General features: G+C 54.5%; 24 protein-coding genes. 11 read left to right on the forward strand and 13 right to left on the reverse strand.

Annotated elements, in window-relative coordinates; all coding sequences use genetic code 11:
* Positions 1 to 96: 96 nt before the first annotated feature.
* Together G549_RS0103035 and G549_RS0103040 are read right to left on the reverse strand one after the other, a co-directional pair.
* Positions 97 to 540, reverse strand: coding sequence for a cupin domain-containing protein (locus G549_RS0103035; RefSeq protein ID WP_027833780.1), 444 nt, complete (start codon positions 538 to 540; stop codon positions 97 to 99).
* Between the two features lie 12 nt (positions 541 to 552).
* Positions 553 to 2,043, reverse strand: coding sequence for a flavin-containing monooxygenase (locus G549_RS0103040; RefSeq protein ID WP_027833781.1), 1,491 nt, complete (start codon positions 2,041 to 2,043; stop codon positions 553 to 555).
* A 124-nt stretch (positions 2,044 to 2,167) separates the two neighbouring features.
* Between G549_RS0103040 and G549_RS18805 the strand changes: the two genes are divergently transcribed.
* Complete coding sequence (locus G549_RS18805) at positions 2,168 to 3,127, forward strand: AraC family transcriptional regulator (protein WP_036220899.1); 960 nt, start codon at positions 2,168 to 2,170, stop codon at positions 3,125 to 3,127.
* Between the two features lie 10 nt (positions 3,128 to 3,137).
* Here G549_RS18805 and G549_RS0103050 read toward each other — a convergent pair whose 3' ends face one another.
* The 10 genes from G549_RS0103050 to G549_RS0103095 form a co-directional block, all read right to left on the reverse strand.
* A complete protein-coding gene (locus G549_RS0103050; RefSeq protein ID WP_027833782.1) occupies positions 3,138 to 3,539 on the reverse strand; it encodes a RidA family protein in 402 nt (133 codons plus the stop codon).
* Entirely contained in the window at positions 3,539 to 3,958 is a 420-nt protein-coding gene (locus G549_RS0103055; RefSeq protein ID WP_027833783.1) for an acyl-CoA thioesterase, read from the reverse strand. The genes G549_RS0103050 and G549_RS0103055 overlap by 1 nt, the downstream gene beginning before the upstream one ends.
* On the reverse strand, positions 3,958 to 4,650 hold the full coding sequence (locus tag G549_RS0103060; protein WP_210162386.1) for an ABC transporter ATP-binding protein: 693 nt from the start codon (positions 4,648 to 4,650) through the stop codon (positions 3,958 to 3,960). Before G549_RS0103060 ends, G549_RS0103055 begins: the two co-directional genes overlap by 1 nt.
* A complete protein-coding gene (locus tag G549_RS0103065) occupies positions 4,650 to 5,402 on the reverse strand; it encodes an ABC transporter ATP-binding protein (RefSeq protein WP_027833785.1) in 753 nt (250 codons plus the stop codon). Before G549_RS0103065 ends, G549_RS0103060 begins: the two co-directional genes overlap by 1 nt.
* Entirely contained in the window at positions 5,395 to 6,384 is a 990-nt protein-coding gene (locus tag G549_RS0103070; RefSeq protein ID WP_027833786.1) for a branched-chain amino acid ABC transporter permease, read from the reverse strand. Before G549_RS0103070 ends, G549_RS0103065 begins: the two co-directional genes overlap by 8 nt.
* Positions 6,377 to 7,297: a branched-chain amino acid ABC transporter permease gene (locus G549_RS0103075; protein WP_027833787.1), complete on the reverse strand. Its 921-nt coding sequence runs from the start codon at positions 7,295 to 7,297 to the stop codon at positions 6,377 to 6,379. Before G549_RS0103075 ends, G549_RS0103070 begins: the two co-directional genes overlap by 8 nt.
* Positions 7,298 to 7,357: 60 nt before the next feature.
* Positions 7,358 to 8,506: an ABC transporter substrate-binding protein gene (locus tag G549_RS0103080; protein WP_027833788.1), complete on the reverse strand. Its 1,149-nt coding sequence runs from the start codon at positions 8,504 to 8,506 to the stop codon at positions 7,358 to 7,360.
* 207 nt (positions 8,507 to 8,713) lie between these two features.
* On the reverse strand, positions 8,714 to 9,568 hold the full coding sequence (locus G549_RS0103085) for an alpha/beta hydrolase (protein ID WP_027833789.1): 855 nt from the start codon (positions 9,566 to 9,568) through the stop codon (positions 8,714 to 8,716).
* Positions 9,561 to 10,706 (reverse strand): 3-hydroxyacyl-CoA dehydrogenase NAD-binding domain-containing protein, encoded by a 1,146-nt coding sequence (locus G549_RS0103090; RefSeq protein ID WP_027833790.1) that lies wholly within the window; start codon positions 10,704 to 10,706, stop codon positions 9,561 to 9,563. Before G549_RS0103090 ends, G549_RS0103085 begins: the two co-directional genes overlap by 8 nt.
* A complete protein-coding gene (locus tag G549_RS0103095) occupies positions 10,706 to 11,497 on the reverse strand; it encodes an enoyl-CoA hydratase-related protein (RefSeq protein WP_210162387.1) in 792 nt (263 codons plus the stop codon). Before G549_RS0103095 ends, G549_RS0103090 begins: the two co-directional genes overlap by 1 nt.
* Before the next feature lie 137 nt (positions 11,498 to 11,634).
* On the opposite strand from G549_RS0103095, the gene G549_RS0103100 reads away from it, so the two are divergent.
* From G549_RS0103100 to G549_RS0103140, 9 genes are read left to right on the forward strand one after another with little or no spacing between them, the layout of a single operon-like run.
* Positions 11,635 to 13,923 carry a bifunctional salicylyl-CoA 5-hydroxylase/oxidoreductase gene (locus G549_RS0103100; protein WP_027833792.1) on the forward strand — a complete coding sequence of 763 codons (2,289 nt, stop codon included), beginning with the start codon at positions 11,635 to 11,637 and terminating at the stop codon, positions 13,921 to 13,923.
* Positions 13,920 to 14,666: an SDR family NAD(P)-dependent oxidoreductase gene (locus G549_RS0103105; protein WP_027833793.1), complete on the forward strand. Its 747-nt coding sequence runs from the start codon at positions 13,920 to 13,922 to the stop codon at positions 14,664 to 14,666. Before G549_RS0103100 ends, G549_RS0103105 begins: the two co-directional genes overlap by 4 nt.
* The gene (locus G549_RS0103110) at positions 14,663 to 15,130 is read left to right on the forward strand and encodes a MarR family winged helix-turn-helix transcriptional regulator (protein ID WP_027833794.1); all 468 of its coding nucleotides are present in this window, start codon (positions 14,663 to 14,665) and stop codon (positions 15,128 to 15,130) included. Before G549_RS0103105 ends, G549_RS0103110 begins: the two co-directional genes overlap by 4 nt.
* Positions 15,123 to 15,935 (forward strand): enoyl-CoA hydratase family protein, encoded by an 813-nt coding sequence (locus G549_RS0103115; protein WP_027833795.1) that lies wholly within the window; start codon positions 15,123 to 15,125, stop codon positions 15,933 to 15,935. The genes G549_RS0103110 and G549_RS0103115 overlap by 8 nt, the downstream gene beginning before the upstream one ends.
* A complete protein-coding gene (locus G549_RS0103120; protein WP_027833796.1) occupies positions 15,935 to 17,071 on the forward strand; it encodes an acyl-CoA dehydrogenase family protein in 1,137 nt (378 codons plus the stop codon). The genes G549_RS0103115 and G549_RS0103120 overlap by 1 nt, the downstream gene beginning before the upstream one ends.
* Before the next feature lie 19 nt (positions 17,072 to 17,090).
* Positions 17,091 to 18,716 (forward strand): AMP-binding protein, encoded by a 1,626-nt coding sequence (locus G549_RS0103125; protein ID WP_027833797.1) that lies wholly within the window; start codon positions 17,091 to 17,093, stop codon positions 18,714 to 18,716.
* On the forward strand, positions 18,713 to 19,909 hold the full coding sequence (gene kynU, locus G549_RS0103130) for a kynureninase (RefSeq protein ID WP_027833798.1): 1,197 nt from the start codon (positions 18,713 to 18,715) through the stop codon (positions 19,907 to 19,909). The genes G549_RS0103125 and kynU overlap by 4 nt, the downstream gene beginning before the upstream one ends.
* Entirely contained in the window at positions 19,906 to 20,742 is an 837-nt protein-coding gene (kynA, locus tag G549_RS0103135) for a tryptophan 2,3-dioxygenase (protein WP_027833799.1), read from the forward strand. Before kynU ends, kynA begins: the two co-directional genes overlap by 4 nt.
* Complete coding sequence (locus tag G549_RS0103140) at positions 20,739 to 20,975, forward strand: Lrp/AsnC family transcriptional regulator (RefSeq protein ID WP_027833800.1); 237 nt, start codon at positions 20,739 to 20,741, stop codon at positions 20,973 to 20,975. Before kynA ends, G549_RS0103140 begins: the two co-directional genes overlap by 4 nt.
* 146 nt (positions 20,976 to 21,121) lie before the next feature.
* On the opposite strand, the gene G549_RS0103145 is transcribed toward G549_RS0103140, so the two are convergent.
* Entirely contained in the window at positions 21,122 to 21,742 is a 621-nt protein-coding gene (locus G549_RS0103145) for a TetR/AcrR family transcriptional regulator (protein WP_027833801.1), read from the reverse strand.
* Positions 21,743 to 21,821: 79 nt separating this feature from the next.
* On the opposite strand from G549_RS0103145, the gene G549_RS0103150 reads away from it, so the two are divergent.
* A complete protein-coding gene (locus G549_RS0103150; protein ID WP_027833802.1) occupies positions 21,822 to 22,463 on the forward strand; it encodes an HD domain-containing protein in 642 nt (213 codons plus the stop codon).
* Positions 22,464 to 22,480: the final 17 nt, after the last annotated feature.

Here is a 22,480-nt window from a genome sequence, read left to right on the forward strand (position 1 = left end):
TTCGTCAGCAGTTGAGCAAGCTCACCTTTGTTTGACGCAACAAAAAAGGCGATGACCTAGAAGTTCACCGCCTTTTTCTACGTTTGGGAGACCATCTTATTCAGATGGTGGTGGGAGAAAGTTCACTTCGTGTAATGCGGAGAGGCGCACCACTTCGTCCGGGTCGCCCAAATCATGCAATGCTTCAAATAAATCAAAGAGTTTGCGGCTGGGGGCGACGCCAAAGAAGCAATTGGCGTCCTTGCCGGATTTGTTGGTGATGCCGTGAGCAATACCCATAGGCATGCGCACCGTGTCGCCCGCGCGGGCGGTCAAAATCTCATCGCCGAAGGCCAGTTCCAATTCGCCATCCAGCATGGTGATCCACTCATCCTGCGTGGGGTGGATGTGCGGCGGCACAAAGCTCTCTGCAGGCAAAAGTGCGTGCCAGATCATGGCGTTTTCCGAATAGAGTTTGGGGATATAGGTTTGGCCCAAAATGTTCCATTTGGTGCCTTCAATGCCTTCCCCTTTGGCGGTAATGCCTGGTGTTAATGTCATTTTCTTCTCCTCCTAATTCACCCGATAGTCCGGGGTTGAATCCAAAAAGCGGCGATAGGCGTCGGCATCGGGCGGGGTGAAGTTTTCCGCCAGCGGATTGCGCCGCCTGATCTTGGCGCCCATATCATCCAGCAATTCATCAAAATGTTTGAAGTGGTAAGGGGCCACGCACAGCCCGCCATAGACTTTGGCCGACGGTTTTTCATGCCGCTTCCAGTGCAGCATCTGCTCGATATTGTCGTTCATCTGCTGCTCTGTCGGCTGCTTGGCCAATTTGCCATCGGCATAGCGGACCAGCCAGTTGGCGGCGAGGTCGGCGCATAACACCGTGCAGAAGGATGAGTTGAAGCCCACAAAGCCCATGTCCGGCAAATCGGGATTAGCGATGATGCGGTAAAGGCGGTATTGCCCATCTTCTTCCACCAGCTTGTCCTGATATTCTTGCGGCAGATAAGGCACGCCCAACTTCCAGCCCACGGCCAGAATGGCGAGGTCTGTTTTCACCTTCTCACCGCCCGTCAACACCACGCTGTCGCCTTCATACTCTTTGAAGGTGCCTTTGATGCAGTTGATGCGGCCATCGGCGATCATCTCGAACAGGCCGGGGGTGACAATCGGCACCGAGCAATTGATTTCATCTTCAATTTTGATCTCTGGCCGCAGCCCCGTCTTTTTCAGCTTGAGCTGCATGGTCAGCAAGGCTTCAAGCGCGCGCCAATTGGCCCACACAAAGGGTTTGCCAATCACATGCGCAAACTTCTGCATTGGGTTCAGACCCCAACTGGGGAACATTTGCTCCTGCTTGCGGATATAAAGGATGCGTTTGAAATTGATCAGCCCGCCGATAAAATAGGGCACGCGCCACACCGATTGCAGATAAACAATGGTGACCGATTTTGCGCCAGACTTCACCGCATTCACCGCAATGTCGGTGGCGGATTTGGAGAATCCGAGCACGGTGACATTTTTGCCTTCCACAATGGACGGGTCGGTATATTCAGATGAGTGCATCACCTGCCCGCCCTGCGCTTCAAATGCCTCTTGGCCGGGATGGGTGAGAATATTTTTCTCGCTGAATTGTCCGGTGCAGACCGAGACGAAATCAAAGTCCTCTGTACTTTCCTTGCCAGCCTGATCCACCAAATGAAGCGTCCAGCCTTTTTGCCCGTCCGCGCGGCGGGTCATTTCTGAAACGCTGGTGTTGAAGCGGATATGGTCGCGCAGATTATAGTCTGCGGCATAGCTATCTAGATAGGCATGCACCTGCGGCCCCTTTGGCCATTCAGGATAATCATCCGGCATGGGCTTATCGGTATAGCGGTACAAATCTTTTGGGCTTTGGGTTTGCACATCGGGATAGGATCGCGACAGCTCCCATACGCCCCCTAGATCGTGGCTGCGTTCGATAATGGTCACATCGTGACCTTTTTCTTTAAAGGTTTTTGCGGTCACAAGACCGCTTACCCCAGCGCCGATTACGGCCACCTTTTTCTTCGTTGTCATCGTCCCCTCCTCCAAGCCGATTGCAACATTTATTATTTTATGCCTAAACTAAATGTCAGATAGAGGGAGGCGGCTATCCGAAAAACGCAAAATAATGCGGATGGCCGTTGGGAGAACAACAACAATGGAGCCTTTGGCTAAATATCGGCTGTTTCACTCGGCTGAGTTGGAGTGCGCACGGGAGATGGTGGCGCGCAAATACTGCGCCCATCGCTTGGATTTCGCGGCGCCGCAGTCGCGATTGGATGCAGTGCACAATCATGTGGCGCTACCCGGCTTGTCGTTTAATTATATGCGCTATGGCGGCGCTGTGCGCATCACCCCCGGTGAATTGGAGAGATTTTATCTGATCCAAATTCCATTGGCTGGTGGGGCGCAGATCACCAATGGCAAAATGGAAGTTGAGAGCACCATTGAGTTTGCCACCATCCTGAACCCCGATCTCAAAACCGATATGACCTGGCACTCGGATTGCGAAATGCTGCTGGTGCAAATTGAGGCAGAGCATTTGCGTAAGGAAGCCGAAATGATGCTGGGTCGTTCCTTGGATGCGCCCATTCGGTTCGATCCCAAATTACGCATGCGGGCCAAGCAGCTCCAGCCTTGGCGCAATCAACTGCGCCGCATTTTCGTGGATTTAGATGCGGGCGCCACCCCGCATGGCCTGTCGGAATTGCTGTTGCAATTTTTGGAAGCGGCGCCGAGCAATATTCAATGTTTCTTTGATGCAACGCCAGTGCATCTGGCCCCGGCGCAGATCAAGCGCGCCATGGCCTATATCAAAAGTGAATTCAGTGCCGAAATCGGCCTACATGATATTGCCCGGGCCGCTGGTGCCTCGGTGCGGGCGCTGCAATATGGCTTTAAACAGGCCTATGGGCTGACGCCGATGCAAATGGTGCGGCTGGAGCGTTTGCGCCGCGCCCACTATTTGCTGCAAGGGGCGTATGGGGCGCAAACCGTCACGCAGATTGCCTCCGCTTTGGGTTTCAACCATTTGGGGCGGTTTTCGCAGGAATATCGCGACGCCTTTGGCGAAACGCCGCAGCAAACGCTTAATTTCGCCAAGCGCCAATTGAGCTGAGGGCCGGCTCTTAGGTGTTGGGCAACACCGCAGTGCCTTCAATTTCGATCAGCGCTTCATCTTCCACCAGCGCCGACACCACCACCATGGTCATGGCCGGGAAATGATAGCCGAGTACGCGGCGATAGGCTGCGCCTACCTCTTTTTGGTGTGCCAGATAGGTTTGCTTATCGGTCACGTACCAGGTCAGGCGGGTCAAATGTTCGGCTGTTCCGCCGGCCGCTTCCACAACGTCCAGAATATTGCGCAGGGCTTGTTCCATTTGGCCGATAAAGTCCTTGGCTTCAAAGACTTGATCTTTATTCCAGCCGATTTGACCGCCCACATACAGCGTGCGCCCTTCAGCAAGCATGCCATTGGCATAGCCTTTTGCGGGCTTCCATCCTTCAGGGTGTACAACAATATGTGCCATTATTCTTTTTCCAAATAGAGTGTCATTTTGTCTTTAAGCTCTTGCGACCATTCAATGGGTCGCCCAGTGGATTTGGTGATGTGCACCAGCGTCATGGTGCTTTCCACCTTCGTTTGCGCGTCATGGGTGCCCCACACGCGCACTTTCACGCTGGTGCGGCCCACCCGCTCAACCGTCAGGTGCCATTGCCATTCTTCACCCAGCTTGCCCGGCGCGTTGAACGTTGCTTCCACACTGGCGGTGGGCACCGCCGTTTGGTCCGCCACATGCATTTGCGCGAAGGAATAGCCAATCGCCTTGTCGAACCAGCGCTCGATGGTGAGATTGATCATCTCAAAAAAGCGCGGATAAAACACAATGCCCGCCGGGTCGCAGTGCTGAAACAAAATGTCCTGATCGTGGGTGAAAATCTTGCTCATCAGACCCCCAAATAGCGATCGGCCAGATCGTCCGTTAGCGCATCCGGTGTGCCCGTCCACACGGTTTCACCGCGTTCCAAAATCACGCAGTGATCGGCAATCGGCAGCAATTCACTGAGGCTCTTATCCACGATCAAAATGGATTGGCCCTGCGCTTTCAACGCTTTCACAGCCCGCCAGATTTCCTCGCGGATCACGGGGGCCAAGCCTTCGGTCGCCTCGTCCAGCACCAGCAATTTTGGATTGGTGGTCAAAGCCCGGCCAATGGCCAGCATTTGCTGTTCGCCGCCTGACAGTGTGTTGGCCAATTGGTCCTTGCGCTCTTCCAGCCGCGGGAACAATTCATAGACCTTTTCAAGCGTCCATTCGCCATCGCGCTGGGCCGCCACCAGGTTTTCTTCCACGGTCAAATTGGCAAAGCAGCGCCGACCTTCGGGCACCAGCCCCACGCCCAATTTTGCCACCTTGTGACTGGGCATTTTGTTGACCAGCGTGCCATCGAAATGGATATCGCCCTTGGTGGGTTTGGACATTTTGCAAAGGGTGCGGATGGTGGTGGTTTTGCCCATGCCATTGCGGCCCATCAGCGCCACAACTTCGCCCTCTTTCACTTCAAGCGACACGCCAAACAGCGCCTGTGATGGGCCGTAAAACACCTCAATATCTTTGATGGAAAGCAGAATGTTTGACATTAGGCTGCACTCCCCAAATAGGCTTCGCGCACCGCTGGATTGTTGCGGATATCGTCCACCGATCCGGTGGCGATCACCCGGCCATAGACCAGCACGGAGATGCGGTCGGCCAGTGAAAAGACGGCGTCCATGTCATGTTCGATCAAAAGGATCGGCGCTTCGTGGCGCAGATCGTCGAGAAAGCCGATCAGCTTTTTCGAGCCTTCCGGCCCCATGCCCGCCATCGGCTCGTCGAGTAGGAAGGCTTTAGGATCAAGCGCCAGCGCCATGGCGATTTCAAGCTGCCGCCGTTCACCGTGCGACAGTTCCGCCGTCATGACATCGGCCCGCTCTTCCAGATTGACGCGTTTCAACGCCGCCATAGCAGGTTCAGTCAGGCTTTTATCGCCGCGCACATTTTTGAAAAAGCGATAGCTGGTGCCCAATTTGGATTGCACCGCCAACATCACATTGCGCAGGGCGGAAAATTCCATCACCAGTGAGGAGACTTGGAAGGTGCGCCCAAGCCCAGCCTTTGCCCGCTCGGCCATGTCCATACCGGCCAAGTCCCGGCCGTTAAAGATCACTTTGCCGCTGTCGGAGCTGAGCTGGCCGCAGATCTGTTTGATCAGGGTGGATTTGCCTGCCCCGTTCGGCCCGATAAGTGCGTGGATTTCACCCTTTTTTAGATCAAGGGTCACGTCATCGGTGGCGGTGAGTGCGCCAAAGCTTTTGTTCAGATTTTGAATTTGCAGAATGGGTTGATCAGTCATGACGCGCCTTTCCGGCCAGCAGGCCAATGGCGCCACCGCGGGCAAACAGCACCACGCCCAACAAGATGAGGCCGAGATAGAACTGCCAATAGTCAGTCAAACCGCCAAAGATAAATTCAAATATGATGTAGATGAGCGCGCCGACAACCGGGCCATAAAGGCGACCCACACCGCCCAAAATCACCAGCACCATAATCTCACCGGACATGTGCCAGGACAGCATGGAGGGGGAGATAAAGCGGTTCAGATCCGCCATCAGCGCCCCGGCCAAGCCGGTGATCATACCGGAGATCACAAAGGCGGTGAGTTTGATGTTGAACGGGCGAATGCCGGTGGCAGCTAGCCGCTCTTCATTTTGCCGTGCCGCTTGTAGCGCCGCGCCGAAACGTGAGTTTTTGATCATGGCCGACAGGCCCAGCCCTGCAAACATCAGCACCAGGCAGATATAAAAGAAGCTTGAGGGATCAAGCGTATTTACGCCCGGGAACTGGTTGCGCACATAGATGGACAAGCCATCTTCGCCACCATAGGTGGGCCAGGAGATCATGAAATAATAGATCATTTGCGCAAAGGCCAAGGTGATCATGATGAAGTAAACGCCGGAGGTGCGCAGGGACAAAAGCCCGATAAACAGAGCGGCAATGCCACTCATCACAATCGCCACCAGCCAAATGATCAGCATTTGGTTGGTGCCTTCAATCACGAAAGGCCAGGTGAAAATTGGCGTGTAGGTTTGCGCATGGCTGGCCAAAATGCCCATGGCATAGCCGCCAATGCCGAAAAAGGCTGCATGGCCAAAGCTCACCAAGCCGCCTGTGCCAAGGGCGAGGTTCAACCCCACCGCCGCGAGGCTCAAAATGGCCACGCGGGTCGCCAACGTGATGTAAAACGGTTCGTCCATTGCCGTAGCAATAAAGGGGAACACCAACAGCCCAAGGCTGATGAAAATGTTCAAATAGGTTTCGCGGGAAAGATTAGGCATTGTTGCTCACCAACCCTTCCGGCTTGAAGATCAGAATGATCGCCATCAGCACATAAATTGACATGGAGGACAGCGCTGCCCCGACCGAGTTAGCGGCAGCTGTGTCCATAAACAGGTTGAAAAAGCCGGGCAGCGTCACGCGCCCGAGTGTGTCGACAACGCCGACGAGAATGGAGCCGATCAATGCGCCCTTGATGGAGCCGATGCCACCGATCACGATCACCACAAAGGCCAGGATCAGCACTGGTTCGCCCATGCCCACCTGCACCGATTGGATGGCGCCCATCATTGCCCCGGCAAAGCCGGCCAAGGCGGCGCCGATGGCGAAAACGATCGTATAGAGCGTAGCGATATTTACGCCGAGCGCCGCGATCATTTCACGATCCGCCTCACCGGCGCGAATGCGAATGCCGAGGCGAGTTTTGGTGATGAGGAGATAAAGCCCCAGCGCCACCAGACCGCCAACAAGGATAATCGCCAGACGATAAGCAGAATATTGGAAGCCGCCAAACAGGGTGACGGGACCGGATAGAAAGTCCGGTGTGTCGAGATAAAGCGGGAATGAACCAAACACCATCCGACAACCTTCAGAAAGGATCAGGATCAAGGCGAAAGTGGCCAACACTTGGTCGAGGTGATCGCGATCATATAATCGTCTGATCACAAGCATCTCGATCAAGACACCTGCAAAACCCGCCGCCACGATAGACGCCACAAGGCCAAGCCAAAAGGAACCTGTGGCCGCAGCCACGGCGGCGCAAGCAAAGGCCCCGATCATATAAAGCGAGCCGTGTGCCAAATTGATCAGCCCCATCACGCCGAAAACCAGCGTCAAACCGGCAGCCATCAAAAACAGCGTCACGCCATATTGAAGGCCGTTTAAAAGCTGTTCGAATAAAAGAGTGGTGGACATATTTTCCCCAGCGGTTTGGATGTTGGCGGGACGCAAACGCCCCGCCAATCAACTCAGCTATTATTGCAATGGGCAATCTTCAGCATAAGCATCTTGGTGATCTGTCAGTGCCAGACCCAAGATCTTGTTGGTCAACACGTCACCCTCTTTCACGACTTCACGTACGTAAATGTCTTGAATGGGGTGGTTGTTGTTGCCGAACTTGAAGTCACCGCGGGTGGACTTGAAGTCAGCTTCTTTCAGTGCAGCGCTGAACGCTTCTGTGTCTTTTACATCGGCTTTGTCCAATGCAGAAAGGATCAGATTTGCCGCATCAAAGCCTTGGCTGGCATAAAGCGATGGCAAACGCTCATATTTCTCTTGGAACGAAGCAACGAACGCATTGTTGGTTTCGTTGTCGATGTCTTTGCTCCACTGTGAAGAGTTGCGCACACCAAGTGCTGCATCACCTACAGCGCCCAAAATGCCTTGGTCGAATGAGAAGGCTGGGCCCATCACCGGCAGATCAACACCAGAGGCTGCATATTGCTTCATGAACGCAATGCCCATGCCGCCTGGCAAGAAGAAGAACACACTGTCTGCGCCTGAATCGCGGATTTGTGCGATCTCAGCGGCATAGTCAGTTGCGCCCAATTTGGTGAACACTTCGCCCGCCAACTGGCCACGATATTCACGCTTAAAGCCGTTCAGCGCATCTTGGCCAGCCGGATAGTTCGGTGCCAAAATGAAGGTGTTTGTATATTCAGCCACATTGGCGTACGCGCCCATGGCTTCGTGCAAATTGTCGTTCTGCCATGCCACGTTGAAATAGTTGGCGTTACAGCCTTTGCCTGCCAAAGCAGATGGACCAGCGTTTGGCGACACGTAGATTTTACCTTGCGCCACGGCTGATGGAATAACCGCCATCGCCAAGTTGGACCAAATGATGCCGGTCAGAATATCCACTTTTTCAGACTGGATCATTTTGTCGGCGATTTGCACGGCCAAGTCTGGCTTGCGGGCATCGTCTTCGATGACAACTTCAACATCGTCGCGGCCGGCTTGTTCAATCGCCAGCATAAAGCCATCGCGCACATCTACACCCAAGCCAGCGCCACCGCCGGACAAGGTTGTGATCATGCCGATTTTTGCGCCTTCAGCCATGGCCGAGCCGCCAAGGGCTAAGCTCATCGCCACTGCGCTGGCCATTATTGTTTTTAGCGTCTTCATAGTTTCCTCCCAAACTGCGAACCTAGGTCCGCCGATTACAACACTTCACGACAGGTGAAGCATTTAATTTGCCCTTTGCCTCTCCCAAAGCAAAGGCCAATTCTTACAACAATGGGTATAGATACCCAATTGCCGCAAACCATTATAGTTACATCCATGCATGAATCTTAATATATTTCAATATTAAAAATTTCATGCTTAAAATATCTATTTCTCATTCACCCCAACGACCAATTTGGTCAAAGCGCTATCGGGCTCTTCCAAATCAGCGATTACGTCAAAATGGTGCTTGTGCGGTGCTTCCACCGCATTTGTTTCCACGCCAAGCCCGGTCCAAACATTGGCCAACAATTGATTTTGGCGCAAAAATTCCGGCCGTTCATCAGCACCCACCCAACAGGTGAGGCGCACATCCGCCAGTGGCTCCAATAGCGCTGCGCTTTCCGCGCGCGCTTCAGCCAAATCCAGTTGCAGCCCTTCATTCATGCGAGTGTTGAGCAGCGGGCGCAAATCATGCAGCCCGGACAAAGACACCACATGCTTCAACCGCGATTGCACTTCTTTGGACAAAGGCGTGTCTGCACACATCATGCGCGACACCAAATGACCGCCGGCAGAGTGTCCAGAAATGCGAATTGGCCCTTCAACTTTGGTCGCCGCATAAAGGATCGCCGCGCCAATTTGCTGGGTCATCGTGCTGATCCGCGCTTCAGGCGCCAGCGTGTAGGAGGGCAAGGCCACGGCCCAGCCATGGGCAAGCGCCCCCTTGGCCAAATGCGACCACGCGCTTTTATCAAAGCTCAGCCAATAACCGCCATGCACAAAAACAAACAGGCCTTTCGGCGTGCCTTCGGGCATAAACAGATCGAGCTTTTCCCGTTGCGCCTCGCCATAGGCCAAGTCTAGTTCCGCGCGGCCAGCTGCACCCATTTCCTCGCGAAATTGTGCCGACGCTTTCGCCCAATATTTTACATAGGAGTCCGAATCTTCGATATATGCGCTATTGGCATAGGCATCGTCCCAGTCGCTGGGCGTTGTCCAGTTTGGCAGTCCGTCACGCATCAAATTTTTCCCCTTGCAAGGCTGCGGCTGGCCGATAACGCCCTTCCAGATAGGTCGGGGCATTTTCTTCCAGATGCGCCAAAATCTCTCGCACTCGATCAAGCCCGATTTCGGCCAAAAATGCAAATGGCCCTTTGGGGAAATTCAACCCCAATTGCATCGCCAGATCAATATCTTGCGGCGCCGCCACCTGGTCATCCACGGCAGACGCCGCCTCATTGATCAGCGTGGCCAATATGCGCTCGGCAATTTGGTTCTGGTCGGCTTCAGCGAGGTCGACCTGAACGTCCTCGGTCACAAAGCCTTTGCCGCTTTTGCGGCCCAGGGCGCCCTCATCCACCTGCCGTTGCAGGCGATCAAACACATAGTAGCGCGGATTGTAATCAAAGGCTTTGGCCATGGTTTCGCTGGCGGCCAGATTTATGTCTGCGCCCACCAGATCGATCAGTTCAAATGGCCCCATGCGGAACCCCTGTGCCCGCATGGCCGCATCAATTTGATGGGCCGAAAAGTCACCTTCTTCCAAAATCGCCAGCGCCTCGCCATAAAAGGGCCGCGCACACCGATTGACGATAAAGCCCGGGCTATCCTTCACCTTGATTGCGGTTTTGCCGATCTGATTGAGATAAATGACGAGGTCATCACATCGTATCTGAGATACGGGTGGGGCTGTGATGACCTCGACAAGCTTCATAATGTGGGCAGGGTTGAAAAAGTGCAGGCCCAGCGCCCGGTCTTTATGGGTGAGATTGGCAAAAATATCGGCAACGCTGAGTGACGATGTGTTGGTGGCCAACAGCGTTTCTGCACCGCAAACTTCTTCCAATTGAGCGAAGAGCTGTTGCTTGATGTCCAACCGCTCGACGATGGCTTCGATCACCAGATCGCATTCGGCCAGATCGGCCAACTCGCTTGCCGCGCTCAGCCGCGCTTTGGTGGCCGCCGCGTCATCGGCACTCACCCGTCCTTTATCCACGGCCCGGGCCAAAGTTTGGCCCACCGCGTCCAGCGCTGAGGTCACCGCGTCATGGTTCACATCAAAAAGCTGCACCTGATGGCCGGATTGCGCAAAGAACAGCGCAATATTGCGCCCCATCACGCCTGCGCCCACCACGCCGATTTTATTCAGCTCAACCATTACTTGCCCTCAAATGTGGGTTTGCGTTTGTCGAGAAAGGCGGTCACGCCTTCGGCCTTATCTGCGGTGCCGAGCAGGTTTTCGAAATCGCCTCTGGTTTCGCCCATCACATGTTTGAGCGGGGTTTCGGCGCTGGCGACAATCGCCTTTTTCGCCGCCTGCATCGCCAAGGGTGCGCGTAGGGCCAAGCGCTCGGTCAGTTTCGCTGCAAAAGGCAGTGCGCCATCCTCGGCCATATAGCTGATAATGCCCCAATCATTGGCCGTGATCGCGTCGACAATTTCGCCGCCAAGCACAATGCGCCCGGCGCGTGCGCGGCCCACCATGGTGGTGAGGCGCTCAATGCCGCCTGCGCCGGGGATCAGGCCCAAATTGGGTTCCGGCAAGCCAAATTTGGCGGTGGTGCCCGCCACGATCAAATCGCACATCAGCGCCAGTTCAAACCCGCCGCCGAGGCAAAAGCCATCCACTGCCGCTACCAACGGCAGGGGGCAATTGCGGATACGTCTCCAATGGGCTTTGCGCGGATCGAGATAGCCTTCTTCCCGGCCTTTATCTTTAATTTCGTTGATATCGGCGCCAGCGGCAAAATGCTCGCCTTCGCCGCAAATCAGCACGGCACGCACGCTTGAGGATTGGGCAAAATCGTCCAGCGCATCGGCAATCTGCCCCAACAATTCTGTGTTGAGTGCGTTGCGTTGCTTTTGTCGATCAATGCTGAGAATCGCCCACGCGGCATTGTGGCCTTTAACGTCCACTTGCTCTATGCGCAGCATATTTTGCTCGCCCATATGTCCTCCCTATCGCCATTAAGTGTTCACCAAAATTAAATATATTTCAAGCCTAAAATTTTGAGCTTGAAATATCTTGTTTCTGATGCAATCATACCCGCCATGCGTGATCAACATTGCGCCATTGGGAGGACATTATGAAAATCGCATGTTTGGGCGGTGGCCCGGCCAGCCTATATTTTGCCATCAGCATGAAGCGGCGCGATCCGTCGCATGACATTACGATTTTTGAGCGCAACAAGCCAGATGATACATTTGGCTGGGGCGTGGTTTTGTCCGATGAAACCCTTGATAATATGGCCGAAAATGACAAGGAGAGCGCCGAAGCGATCCGTGAGCATTTCGCCTATTGGGACGACATTGCGGTGGTGCATGATGGGCACCGCACCGTTTCCACCGGCCATGGCTTTTGCGGCGTTGGTCGCATGCAGTTGCTGCTGACCTTGCAGGAGCGCGCCCGCGAACTCGGCGTTAAAATGGAATTTGAAACCGAAATCGACAGCGCCTCGCCCCTCATGAAAGAATATGATTTGGTGGTGGCGTCTGACGGGCTGAATTCCAAAACCCGCACCGAATTTGCCGACCATTTCAAGCCGCAGATTGATGTGCGGAAATGTCATTTTGTGTGGCTCGGCACCCATCAGAAATTTGATGATGCCTTCACCTTTATTTTTGAGAAAACCAAGCATGGTTGGATTTGGGCCCACGCCTATCAATTCGATAAGGACACGGCGACCTTTATTGTAGAGTGCGCGCCTGAAACATTCGAAAAGTTCGGGTTTGGCGAGATCAGCCAGCAAGAAACCATCGCCATTTGCGAAGAGATCTTCAAAGATCATTTGGGCGGCCATAGCCTGATGACCAACGCTAACCATATTCGCGGGTCAGCATGGCTGCAGTTCCCGCGCGTATTGTGTGAAAAATGGCACCACGAAAATGTCGTGCTGTTGGGCGACGCCTCGGCCACGGCCCACTTCTCCATCGGTTCGGGCACCAAACTCGCCTTTGAAAGCGCCATTGCGCTGGCTGAGTTTTTGCACACCGAGCCGACGCTTGACGCCGCGTTCCGCAAATATCAGGAAGATCGTCGCTTAGATGTGCTGCGCCTGCAAAGTGCGGCCCGCAACTCTACCGAATGGTTTGAAGATGTGGAGCGCTATCTCGATCTTGATCCGGTGCAGTTCAACTATTCATTGCTCACCCGCTCTCAACGGATCAGCCATGAAAATCTACGCTTGCGCGATCCGGAATGGCTGGAATCTGCTGAAACATGGTTTCAGGAGCAAGCTGGTGCGAAAGGCGTGCATCGTGCGCCAATGTTTGCGCCTTTCAAGCTGCGCGATATGGAATTGAAAAACCGCGTGGTGGTCTCCCCCATGGCCCAATATAAGGCCAAGGATGGTTGCCCCAATGACTGGCATTTTGCCCATTATGCTGAGCGCGCCAAAGGCGGTGCTGGACTTGTTTATGTGGAAATGACCTGCGTGTCGCCCGAGGGGCGGATCACACCGGGCTGCCCGGGGCTTTATGCCCCTGAGCATGAGGCGGCGTGGACCCGCCTTACTGATTTTGTGCATAGCGAGACCAGCGCCAAAATGGCCATGCAGATCGGCCATTCGGGCCGCAAAGGTTCGACCCAATTGGGGTGGGAAACCATGGATGCGCCGATCAAAGAGGGCAATTGGCCGCTCCTTTCCGCATCAGACATTCCTTGGTCGCCGGATAATGCTACGCCAAAGGCCATGGATCGGGACGATATGGATAAGGTGCGCGACCAGTTTGTCGCCTCCACCAACATGGCGGATCGGGCCGGGTTTGATATGGTCGAACTACACGCCGCGCACGGCTATTTGATTTCGTCGTTCATTTCACCCAAGTCGAATAATCGGCAGGATGAATATGGTGGCTCGCTGGACAATCGCATGCGCTATCCGCTGGAAGTGGCGCAAGCCATGCGCGATGCCTGGCCAGATCATAAGCCCATGTCCGTGCGGATTTCCGCCAATGACTGGGTGGGCGCAGAAGGTGTGACACCAGACGAAGCCGTGCAGATCGCGCAAATGTTCTCAGCCGTGGGGATCGACATTATCGACGTGTCCGCTGGCCAGACCTCAATTGATGCTGCCCCGATTTATGGTCGCATGTTCCAAACCCCGTTCTCTGACCGCATCCGCAACGAGACCGGGCTAAACACCATGGCCGTGGGCAATATTTATGAGCCGGACCATATCAATTCGATCCTGATGGCAGGCCGGGCTGATCTGGTGTGTCTGGCGCGGCCGCATTTGGCTGATCCTTATTGGACGCTGCATGCCGCAGCTGCCCTTGGCGACAAAGATAGCGAATGGCCCTTGCCCTATTTGCCTGGTCGGGATCAAATGATGCGACTGGCAGAACGGAATGAAGGCATCGGGATTAAGGTATGATCTTAGCGGGCAAAAACATATTGATCACAGGCGGCGGCACCGGCGTCGGCGCGGTGATGGCCAAGCGGTTCGCTGAAGCGGGCGGCACGGTCACCGTGGCGGGCCGCACGCGCGCAACGCTTGAGCAGGCGGCCAGCCAACATGCCAACATCAAAGTGGCGACGGTGGACATCACAGACGAAGAGTCGGTGAAGGCCCTGTTTGACGAGATCGGCGTGATGGACATTGTGGTCGCCAATGCAGGCGCCTCCTCCAGCGCCCCTTTGGCCAAGACCTCGCTTGCCGATTGGCAGCATATGATCGATGTGAATTTGACCGGCACCTTCCTGACCCTCAAAGAAGGTTTGGTGCGGCTGAAAGGCAAGGACTGGGGGCGCTTGATCGCTGTAGCGTCTACCGCTGGGCTGAAAGGCTATCCCTATGTCGCCCCCTATGCGGCGGCCAAGCATGGGGTGATCGGTCTTGTTAAAAGCATGGCGTTGGAAATGGCCAAAAGCGGCATCACCGCCAATGCGCTTTGCCCCGGCTTTCTCAATACGGAGATGACCGAGCGGTCCATCGACAATATTATGGAAAAGACAGGCATGAGCGCGGATGACGCGCTCAAGGCACTGGCGAAAAACAACCCGCAGGGGCGGCTGATCGAGCCGGAAGAAGTGGCCGCGGCGGCGCTTAATTTGTGCGGTCCGCATAGTGAGGGGCTGAATGGTGTGGCCCTTTCTATTTCAGGAGGTGAAATATGAGCGCAACTGACCCGGTGACGGGACACCCCATGAGCAAGCAGCGCTTGCGCCTATGGCTGCATATGCTGAAAACCGCCCGCTTTGTGGAGAATGAGCTGCGCGAGCGCATGCGCATCACCTACCAATCCACCCTGCCCCGCTTTGATGTGATGGCGATGCTGGACCGCACCCGCGAAGGGCTATTGATGAGCCAATTGTCTCAACAATTGATGGTCTCCAACGGCAATGTGACCGGGATTATCGATCGGCTGGTGCAGGATGGCTATGTGGTGCGAGTCTCTGTGAAGGGCGACAAGCGCGCCACGCTGGTGCGGCTCACCCCGAAGGGGGTCGAGAAATTTGCCGAAATGGCTGCCGAGCATGAACGCTGGATCGATGAATTGATGGACAATGTGCAGGACAGCGACATTGAGCATTTCGTCGACGCGCTCAACCATATCCGAAAGGATCATCAGCATGACTAAATTGGCCGATTATCAACCCGAACATTTTTTGCTGACCATGAAGGGCGACATTGCCATTGTGCAATTGAACCGCCCCGACCGGAAAAACCCGCTCACTTTTGAAAGCTATGCCGAGCTGCGCGATTTTTTCCGCGAGCTGCATTATGCCGACGATATCAACGCCGTGATTTTCGCCAGCAATGGCGGCAATTTCTGTTCCGGCGGCGATGTGCACGACATTATCGGGCCACTGGTTGGCATGGACATGAAAGAGCTGTTGGCCTTCACCCGCATGACCGGGGATTTGGTCAAAGCGATGCTCAATTGCTCCACCCCGATCATCTCTGCTGTCGATGGCGTGGCCGTGGGGGCGGGTGCGATTATCGCCATGGCCTCGGACATGCGGTTGGCGACACCGGAAGCCAAAACCGCGTTTTTGTTTACCCGTGTGGGCCTTGCAGGCTGTGACATGGGCGCGTGTGCGATGCTGCCCCGTTTGATCGGTCAGGGTCGCGCAGCGGAGCTGCTTTATACAGGCCGCTCCATGAGTGCTGAGGAAGGCTTAAACTGGGGCTTTTTCAACGCGCTGCACAGCGCCGATGAGTTGGATGATGCGGCCATGAAGCTGGCTGAGCGTGTGGTGGCGGGACCGACTTTTGCCCATGGGATCACCAAGACCCAGCTCAATCAGGAATGGAGCATGAGCCTCGAGCAAGCGATTGAAAGCGAAGCGCAGGCGCAGGCTTTGTGTATGCAAACCAAGGATTTTGAGCGCGCCTACCACGCGTTTGTCGCGAAAGAAAAACCAAAGTTTGAGGGCAATTAATGGCCGACCAAAGCTTTCTCAACTGGCCCTTTTTTGAAGAAAAGCACCGCGCCTTGCATGCCGAGCTGGAAAGCTGGGCCAGCGCCAATTTGCCCGTCGATCACAGCGATGTGGATCAGACCTGCAAAGATTTGGTGGCCGCGTTGGGCAAAGCAGACTTTCTGAAATATAGCGGTGCGAAGCAAGGCGAGACATTAGATGTGCGCAGCCTTTGCCTGATCCGCGAAACATTGGCGCGGCATGATGGCTTGGCCGATTTTGCCTTTGCGATGCAAGGCTTGGGCACCGGGGCGCTGTCGCTGTTCGGCACACCGGACCAGCAGGTCTGGCTGGACAAAACCCGCGCAGGCGAAGCGCTTTCTGCGTTTGCTTTGAGCGAGCCCAAGTCCGGGTCGGATGTGGCCAATATTGAGTTGAGCGCCGAAGATAAGGGCAATCATTATGTGCTCAATGGCGAAAAGACATGGATTTCCAATGGCGGCATCGCCAATGTCTACACGGTTTTTGCCCGCACAGGCGAAGCGCCGGGGGCCAAGGGGCTATCCGCCTTTGTGGTGCCAGCCGATAGCGAAGGTCTAGAGATTGCCGAACGCTTGGACGTTATCGCGCCACACCCACTCGCCCGGTTGAAGTTCAACAATGTGCATGTGCCGAAAACCGGCATGATTGGTGAGGCAGGTGCAGGCTTTAAAATCGCCATGAGCGTTTTGGACGTGTTCCGCTCCACTGTTGGGGCGGCGGCGTTGGGCTTTGCCCGTCGCGCGTTGGACGAAACATTGACCCGTGCCAAATCGCGGGAATTGTTCGGTGCGCCCTTGGCCGAATTGCAAATGGTGCAAGGCCATATTGCCGATATGGCCTTGGATGTGGATGCGGCTGCCTTGCTGATTTACCGCGCCGCCTGGACCAAGGATATGGGCGCTGCTCGCGTGACGCGGGAAGCGGCCATGGCCAAACTTTACGCGACAGACAAAGCGCAAGAGGTGATCGACAAAGCCGTACAAATTCACGGTGGCGACGGTGTGCGCAAAGGGTCGATCGTGGAGAGCCTTTACAGAGAAATTCGCGCCTTGCGCATTTATGAGGGCGCCTCAGACGTCCAAAAAATTGTGATTGCGCGCCAGACACTAAGCTAAAATTCCTTGGGAGGGGATCATGGAATTGGGACCAACAGGTCATGTGGACCATTTTTGCCGGGAGAACTTGCCGCCATTTGATCAATGGCCGCAGATCAACACGGAAGATTTCACCTATCCGGAATATTTGAATGTGGGCCGCGCCCTCACCGATGCGATGGTGGAAAAAGGCTTTGGCGACCACACCGCTTTGATCGGTAATGGCCGCCAGCGCACCTATAAGGAATTGGCCGACTGGACCAACCGTTTGGCCCATGCGCTGGTGGAAGATTATGGCGTGAAGCCGGGCAACCGTGTATTGATCCGCTCTGCCAACAACCCCGCCATGGTTGCCTGCTGGCTTGCCGCCACCAAAGCGGGCGCGGTGGTGGTCAACACCATGCCAATGCTGCGGGCGGGCGAGCTTAGCGGCATTGTCAATAAGGCCGAGATTGAATTTGCCCTTTGCGACACGCGGATGATGGACGAGATTGTTGCCTGCGGCAAAACCTCGAAACATTTGAAAACCATTATCGGTTTTGATGGCACCGCCAATCATGACGCCGAATTGGATCGCGTTGCCTTGGGCAAATCGGTCAAATATGAAGCCGTAAAAACGGGTCGTGACGATGTGGCCCTGTTGGGCTTCACCTCGGGCACCACGGGCGAACCGAAAGCCACCATGCATTTTCATCGCGACTTGCTGATTATCGCCGATGGCTATGCCAAAGAAGTGCTGCAAGTCACCCCGGAAGATGTATTTGTTGGCTCGCCACCTTTGGCCTTTACCTTCGGGTTGGGCGGCTTGGCCGTGTTCCCCTTGCGCTTTGGCGCAACGGCCACTTTGCTGGAAACAGCATCGCCCCCGAACATGATCGAGATCATCGAAACCCACAAGGCCACCATCTGTTTCACCGCCCCCACCGCCTATCGCGTGATGCTGCGGGCCATGGATGAAGGGGCGGATTTGTCCACCTTGCGCTGCGCGGTTTCGGCCGGGGAAACCTTGCCTGAGCCTGTGTTTGAGGAATGGCAACAAAAGACCGGCAAGCCGATGCTGGACGGCATTGGTGCCACCGAAATGCTGCACATCTTTATTTCCAACCGCTTGGACGATGCCAAACCCGCGTGCACAGGCAAGCCTGTGACGGGCTATGAAGCCAAAGTGGTCGACGACGAGATGAATGAAATGCCGCGCGGTGAACCAGGTCGGTTGGCGGTGCGTGGCCCAACAGGCTGTCGCTATTTGAATGATGAACGGCAGGCCAAATATGTCGCTGACGGGTGGAACATCACCGGCGACACGTTCGTGGAAGATGAGAATGGCTATTTCCATTTTGCCGCCCGCAATGACGATATGATCATTTCTTCTGGCTACAACATCGCCGGACCTGAAGTTGAAGCGGCGCTTTTGTCGCACGAGCATGTGCTTGAATGCGCTGTAATTGGCGTGCCAGATGATGCGCGTGGCCACATTGTGCAGGCGCATGTGGTGTTGACCGAAAACGCCACGCCATCAGAGGAAATGATCAAGACTTTGCAAGATCATGTGAAAGCCACCATTGCGCCGTTTAAATATCCGCGCTCGGTGATCTTCACTGATCAATTGCCCAAAACCCAAACCGGAAAAATCCAACGGTTCCAGTTAAGAGAGAAGCAAGCGTGACCGACATTTTCGCCCAGACCAAAGCCAAGTTTCATCTGCCCAAGGGCATGATTTATCTGGATGGCAACAGCCTTGGCCCGTTGCCAAAAGCGGCGATGGGCGCAGTGGAGCGCACCATTCAGGATGAATGGGGCGAGATGCTGATCACCGGGTGGAACAAGGCCGGGTGGATCAACAAGCCCAGCGAGATTGGCGACCGGATTGGCAAATTAATCGGCGCGCCCGCTGGTTCTGTGGTCATGGGCGACACCCTGTCGATCAAGGTTTATCAGGCTTTGGCTTCGGCATTGGAACTCAATCCGGGCCGCAAAGTTGTGCTATCCGACAAGGGCAACTTCCCGTCCGACCTTTATATCGCCGACGGTTTATTGAAGAGCTTGGGCGACGAGTATGAACTGCGCGTGGTCGCGCCGGAAGACGTTGAAACTGCGCTTACCGACGACGTTGCCGTGATGATGATCACCGAAGTGGATTATCGCACCGGGCGCAAGCACGATATGAAAACGCTGACCGAGAAAGCCCATGCCAATGGCATTTTGACCATTTGGGACTTGGCCCACTCCGCAGGCGCGTTGCCCGTTGACCTTGAAGGCTGCAACGCTGATTTTGCGGTGGGTTGTACCTATAAATATCTCAATGGCGGTCCCGGTGCACCTGCCTTTATCTATGTCGCTGACAAGCATAAAGATGCAGCCCGCCCTGCCCTTTCCGGTTGGATGGGGCACGAAGCGCCGTTCGCTTTTGATCTCGATTATCGCGCTGCGCCGGGCATTGAGCGGATGCGTGTGGGCACGCCGCCGATCATCGCCCTGAGCGTTTTGGAAGCTAGCATGGACATTTGGGACATGGTGGAGATGGACGCCGTACGTGAGCGGTCCATCGAGCTATGTGATTTGTTTATTGATGAAGTTGAGCGGCTTTGCCCGCAATTGCAATTGGGGTCGCCGCGTGAGGGCAAGCGCCGGGGTTCGCAAGTGTCATTCCATTTCGAGAATGGCTATGCGGCGATGCAGGCACTGATTGCCAACGGGGTTATCGGCGATTTCCGCGCCCCGGATATGATGCGGTTCGGGTTTACCCCGCTTTATGTTGATCATGATGATGTGCGTGGCGCTGCGGCCATTCTTGGTACTATTATAAATGAAAAAGTTTGGGACGATCCCAAGTACCAAAAAAGGTCAAAAGTTACATGATCAAGCCATATGATCCGAGCGAAGAAGGCGCTCAAATGTCATTTGATGGACGCATGTCCTATGGTGACTATTTGCAAATTGATACCATCCTCAACACCCAAAAGCCGCTCTCCACGGCGCATGACGAGATGCTGTTTATCATCCAGCATCAAACCAGCGAATTGTGGATGAAGTTGGCGGTGCATGAGCTGCATGCGGCCCGCGCGGCGATGCAGGAAAACCGCCTCGAGCCGGCCTTTAAGATGCTGGCGCGGGTGGCGCGTATTTTCGAGCAGCTCAACAATGCGTGGGACGTGTTGCGCACCATGACCCCGTCGGAATATACCCAGTTTCGCGAGACATTGGGCCAATCCTCCGGCTTTCAATCTTACCAGTATCGGCAGATTGAATATATTCTGGGCAACCGCAATCAATCCATGCTGAAGCCCCATGCGCACCGCGAAGACATTCACGCCATGCTCAAAAAAGAGCTTGAAGTGCCAAGCCTTTACGACGTGGCGCTGCAGCTGGTGCATGCCAATGGCGTTGATATTCCAAAAGCTATTTTGGACCGCGATGTCAGCAAAACCCATGTGGCCGACGAGGGTGTTGAAGCGGCATGGGCAACGATTTATAAGGACCCGGACAAATATTGGGTGCTGTATCAATTGGCTGAAAAGCTTGTTGATTTTGAAGATTATTTTCGCCGCTGGCGCTTCAACCATGTCACAACGGTGGAACGGATTATCGGCTTTAAACGGGGCACGGGCGGCACAGGTGGCGTGAGCTATTTACGCCGGATGCTGGATGTGGAACTATTCCCCGAACTTTGGCATGTGAGGACACAATTATGACCTGCGTATTTGTTCAATTGCGGTGCAAGCCGGGCAAAACTTATGAAGTTGCCGACCAAATTCACGAGCGCGAAATTGTTTCCGAGCTTTATTCAACCTCGGGCAATTTTGATTTGATGATGAAGATCTACATTCCCGAAGGCGAGGATGTGGGCATGTTCATCAATGACAATATTGTGGATATTGAAGGCATTGAGCGCTCGCTGACCACGCTGACCTTTAAAACATTCTAAGGGTCAAAATCATCGAAATTAGAAAGGGATTTCAGGTGTAAGCATCTGAAACCCCTTTTCTTTTGCGCAAAAACTGAAATCCGACGCCATAATTTTAGTTTATTTCAGCAAAATTACAGAAATTTACAGCGCCTTTTCAGCCTATTTTATGCCAGCGGTTTGAGGCTTTTTAAAAAGATATTTTTGACCTTTTGCAACTCGCCCAATGAGGCCCCTCCGCGCGCCTGAATCGCCAAACTGTGCAACGTGGAATTGACCAGGCTCGCCAACTCATCCGCACTCAAATCAGCTCCCTCAAAATGGGCTGGGAATTGTGCGGTGAGTTTTTCAGCAATCTGGACCTGCGCCGCATTCAAAAATTGATGCAGCGATTTTTGAATTTGATCATGTTCACCAGCGGCGGCGGGCATGGTGGTGAGCACCAAGCAACCTGACCGGCTGGGCGCGGCGGCAGCGAAGCGGGTGATTGAGATGTCCAACGTGCGCTCAATCGCCTCATAGAGCGAGCTTGCCCCCTCTATCCCCTTTTGCCATTCGGCCCATACATCCTCCATATAGGTTTGGGCCACCCGCTCGAACAATTTCGCCTTGTCGCCGAAAGCCCGGTAGAAGCTGGGTTTATTCAACCCCATCTCCTTGGCCAATTGGTCGATGCGCACCCCATCATATCCGGCGCGGCGGAACAGGTCTGTCGCCTTTTGGATCGCAATTTTCTCGTCAAATTGTTTCGGGCGCCCGCGTGGGCGCTTTTCATCTTTTGATACCATTTAGTACAAAACTCTTGCCAAGCAGATTTTTTTATGTACCTTTCAGTACACAAATTTAAACAAAGGAGCAAGTTGAACCATGTCCGCCCTTCAATCCGCCCCCGACATTACGTGGCCCGATTCTGATATTTGCGTGGCTGCCCATGATTTGGTGAAAGAGGTTTCGCCCGCCTTTTTGTACAATCACTTGATGCGTTCTTACGCGTTTGGGGCGGCCATCGGGCAAAAGCAAAGCAAAAGCTTTGATGCGGAGATGCTGTTTTTGGGCGCGGTAATGCATGACCTTGCCTTTGTTGACCAATTTGAAAATGGCCATCGTTTTGAAGTGGACAGCGCCAACGCCGCCAAGAATTTTTTGTCTGAACGCGGCTATGACGACAAGAAGATCGATGTCATCTGGCAGGCCATTGCCCTGCACTCCACACATGATGTGCCGCAGTTTATGGCCCCGGAAGTGGCGCTGGTGCAGTTTGGTGCCGGGTTGGATGTGGGCATGTTCCCCTATGACGCGCTTGAGGCGAAACAGATCGATCAGATTGTGGACCTCTATCCGCGCCTTGGGTTCAAGAAAGCCATTATCGAAACATTGGGCCATGTGGTGCAGCGCAACCCACGCGCCACTGTCACCACCTTTTTGGAGCATGTGGGCCACCGCTGTGTGGAGCATTATCGCGCGCCAAACTTTGTGGACATTGTGACCCGCTCACAATTTGCCGAATAACAACCAAGGAGATCGGG

This window comes from Maritalea myrionectae DSM 19524 (assembly GCF_000423365.1).
Classification (GTDB): domain Bacteria; phylum Pseudomonadota; class Alphaproteobacteria; order Rhizobiales; family Devosiaceae; genus Maritalea; species Maritalea myrionectae.

What these genes read in the sequence shown, in the direction of transcription:
- G549_RS0103115 (WP_027833795.1), top strand. Translation starts at nt 15,123, where the DNA reads ATGACTAAATTGGCCGATTATCAACCCGAACATTTTTTGCTGACCATG.
- G549_RS0103075 (WP_027833787.1), bottom strand. Translation starts at nt 7,297, where the DNA reads ATGTCCACCACTCTTTTATTCGAACAGCTTTTAAACGGCCTTCAATAT.
- G549_RS0103050 (WP_027833782.1), bottom strand. Translation starts at nt 3,539, where the DNA reads ATGGCACATATTGTTGTACACCCTGAAGGATGGAAGCCCGCAAAAGGC.
- G549_RS0103140 (WP_027833800.1), top strand. Translation starts at nt 20,739, where the DNA reads ATGACCTGCGTATTTGTTCAATTGCGGTGCAAGCCGGGCAAAACTTAT.
- G549_RS0103085 (WP_027833789.1), bottom strand. Translation starts at nt 9,568, where the DNA reads ATGCGTGACGGACTGCCAAACTGGACAACGCCCAGCGACTGGGACGAT.
- G549_RS0103100 (WP_027833792.1), top strand. Translation starts at nt 11,635, where the DNA reads ATGAAAATCGCATGTTTGGGCGGTGGCCCGGCCAGCCTATATTTTGCC.
- G549_RS0103090 (WP_027833790.1), bottom strand. Translation starts at nt 10,706, where the DNA reads ATGGTTGAGCTGAATAAAATCGGCGTGGTGGGCGCAGGCGTGATGGGG.
- G549_RS0103060 (WP_210162386.1), bottom strand. Translation starts at nt 4,650, where the DNA reads ATGTCAAACATTCTGCTTTCCATCAAAGATATTGAGGTGTTTTACGGC.
- G549_RS0103080 (WP_027833788.1), bottom strand. Translation starts at nt 8,506, where the DNA reads ATGAAGACGCTAAAAACAATAATGGCCAGCGCAGTGGCGATGAGCTTA.
- G549_RS0103040 (WP_027833781.1), bottom strand. Translation starts at nt 2,043, where the DNA reads ATGACAACGAAGAAAAAGGTGGCCGTAATCGGCGCTGGGGTAAGCGGT.
- G549_RS0103065 (WP_027833785.1), bottom strand. Translation starts at nt 5,402, where the DNA reads ATGACTGATCAACCCATTCTGCAAATTCAAAATCTGAACAAAAGCTTT.
- G549_RS0103150 (WP_027833802.1), top strand. Translation starts at nt 21,822, where the DNA reads ATGTCCGCCCTTCAATCCGCCCCCGACATTACGTGGCCCGATTCTGAT.
- G549_RS0103145 (WP_027833801.1), bottom strand. Translation starts at nt 21,742, where the DNA reads ATGGTATCAAAAGATGAAAAGCGCCCACGCGGGCGCCCGAAACAATTT.
- G549_RS0103105 (WP_027833793.1), top strand. Translation starts at nt 13,920, where the DNA reads ATGATCTTAGCGGGCAAAAACATATTGATCACAGGCGGCGGCACCGGC.
- kynA (WP_027833799.1), top strand. Translation starts at nt 19,906, where the DNA reads ATGATCAAGCCATATGATCCGAGCGAAGAAGGCGCTCAAATGTCATTT.
- G549_RS0103110 (WP_027833794.1), top strand. Translation starts at nt 14,663, where the DNA reads ATGAGCGCAACTGACCCGGTGACGGGACACCCCATGAGCAAGCAGCGC.
- G549_RS0103120 (WP_027833796.1), top strand. Translation starts at nt 15,935, where the DNA reads ATGGCCGACCAAAGCTTTCTCAACTGGCCCTTTTTTGAAGAAAAGCAC.
- G549_RS0103070 (WP_027833786.1), bottom strand. Translation starts at nt 6,384, where the DNA reads ATGCCTAATCTTTCCCGCGAAACCTATTTGAACATTTTCATCAGCCTT.
- G549_RS18805 (WP_036220899.1), top strand. Translation starts at nt 2,168, where the DNA reads ATGGAGCCTTTGGCTAAATATCGGCTGTTTCACTCGGCTGAGTTGGAG.
- G549_RS0103035 (WP_027833780.1), bottom strand. Translation starts at nt 540, where the DNA reads ATGACATTAACACCAGGCATTACCGCCAAAGGGGAAGGCATTGAAGGC.
- G549_RS0103055 (WP_027833783.1), bottom strand. Translation starts at nt 3,958, where the DNA reads ATGAGCAAGATTTTCACCCACGATCAGGACATTTTGTTTCAGCACTGC.
- G549_RS0103125 (WP_027833797.1), top strand. Translation starts at nt 17,091, where the DNA reads ATGGAATTGGGACCAACAGGTCATGTGGACCATTTTTGCCGGGAGAAC.
- G549_RS0103095 (WP_210162387.1), bottom strand. Translation starts at nt 11,497, where the DNA reads ATGGGCGAGCAAAATATGCTGCGCATAGAGCAAGTGGACGTTAAAGGC.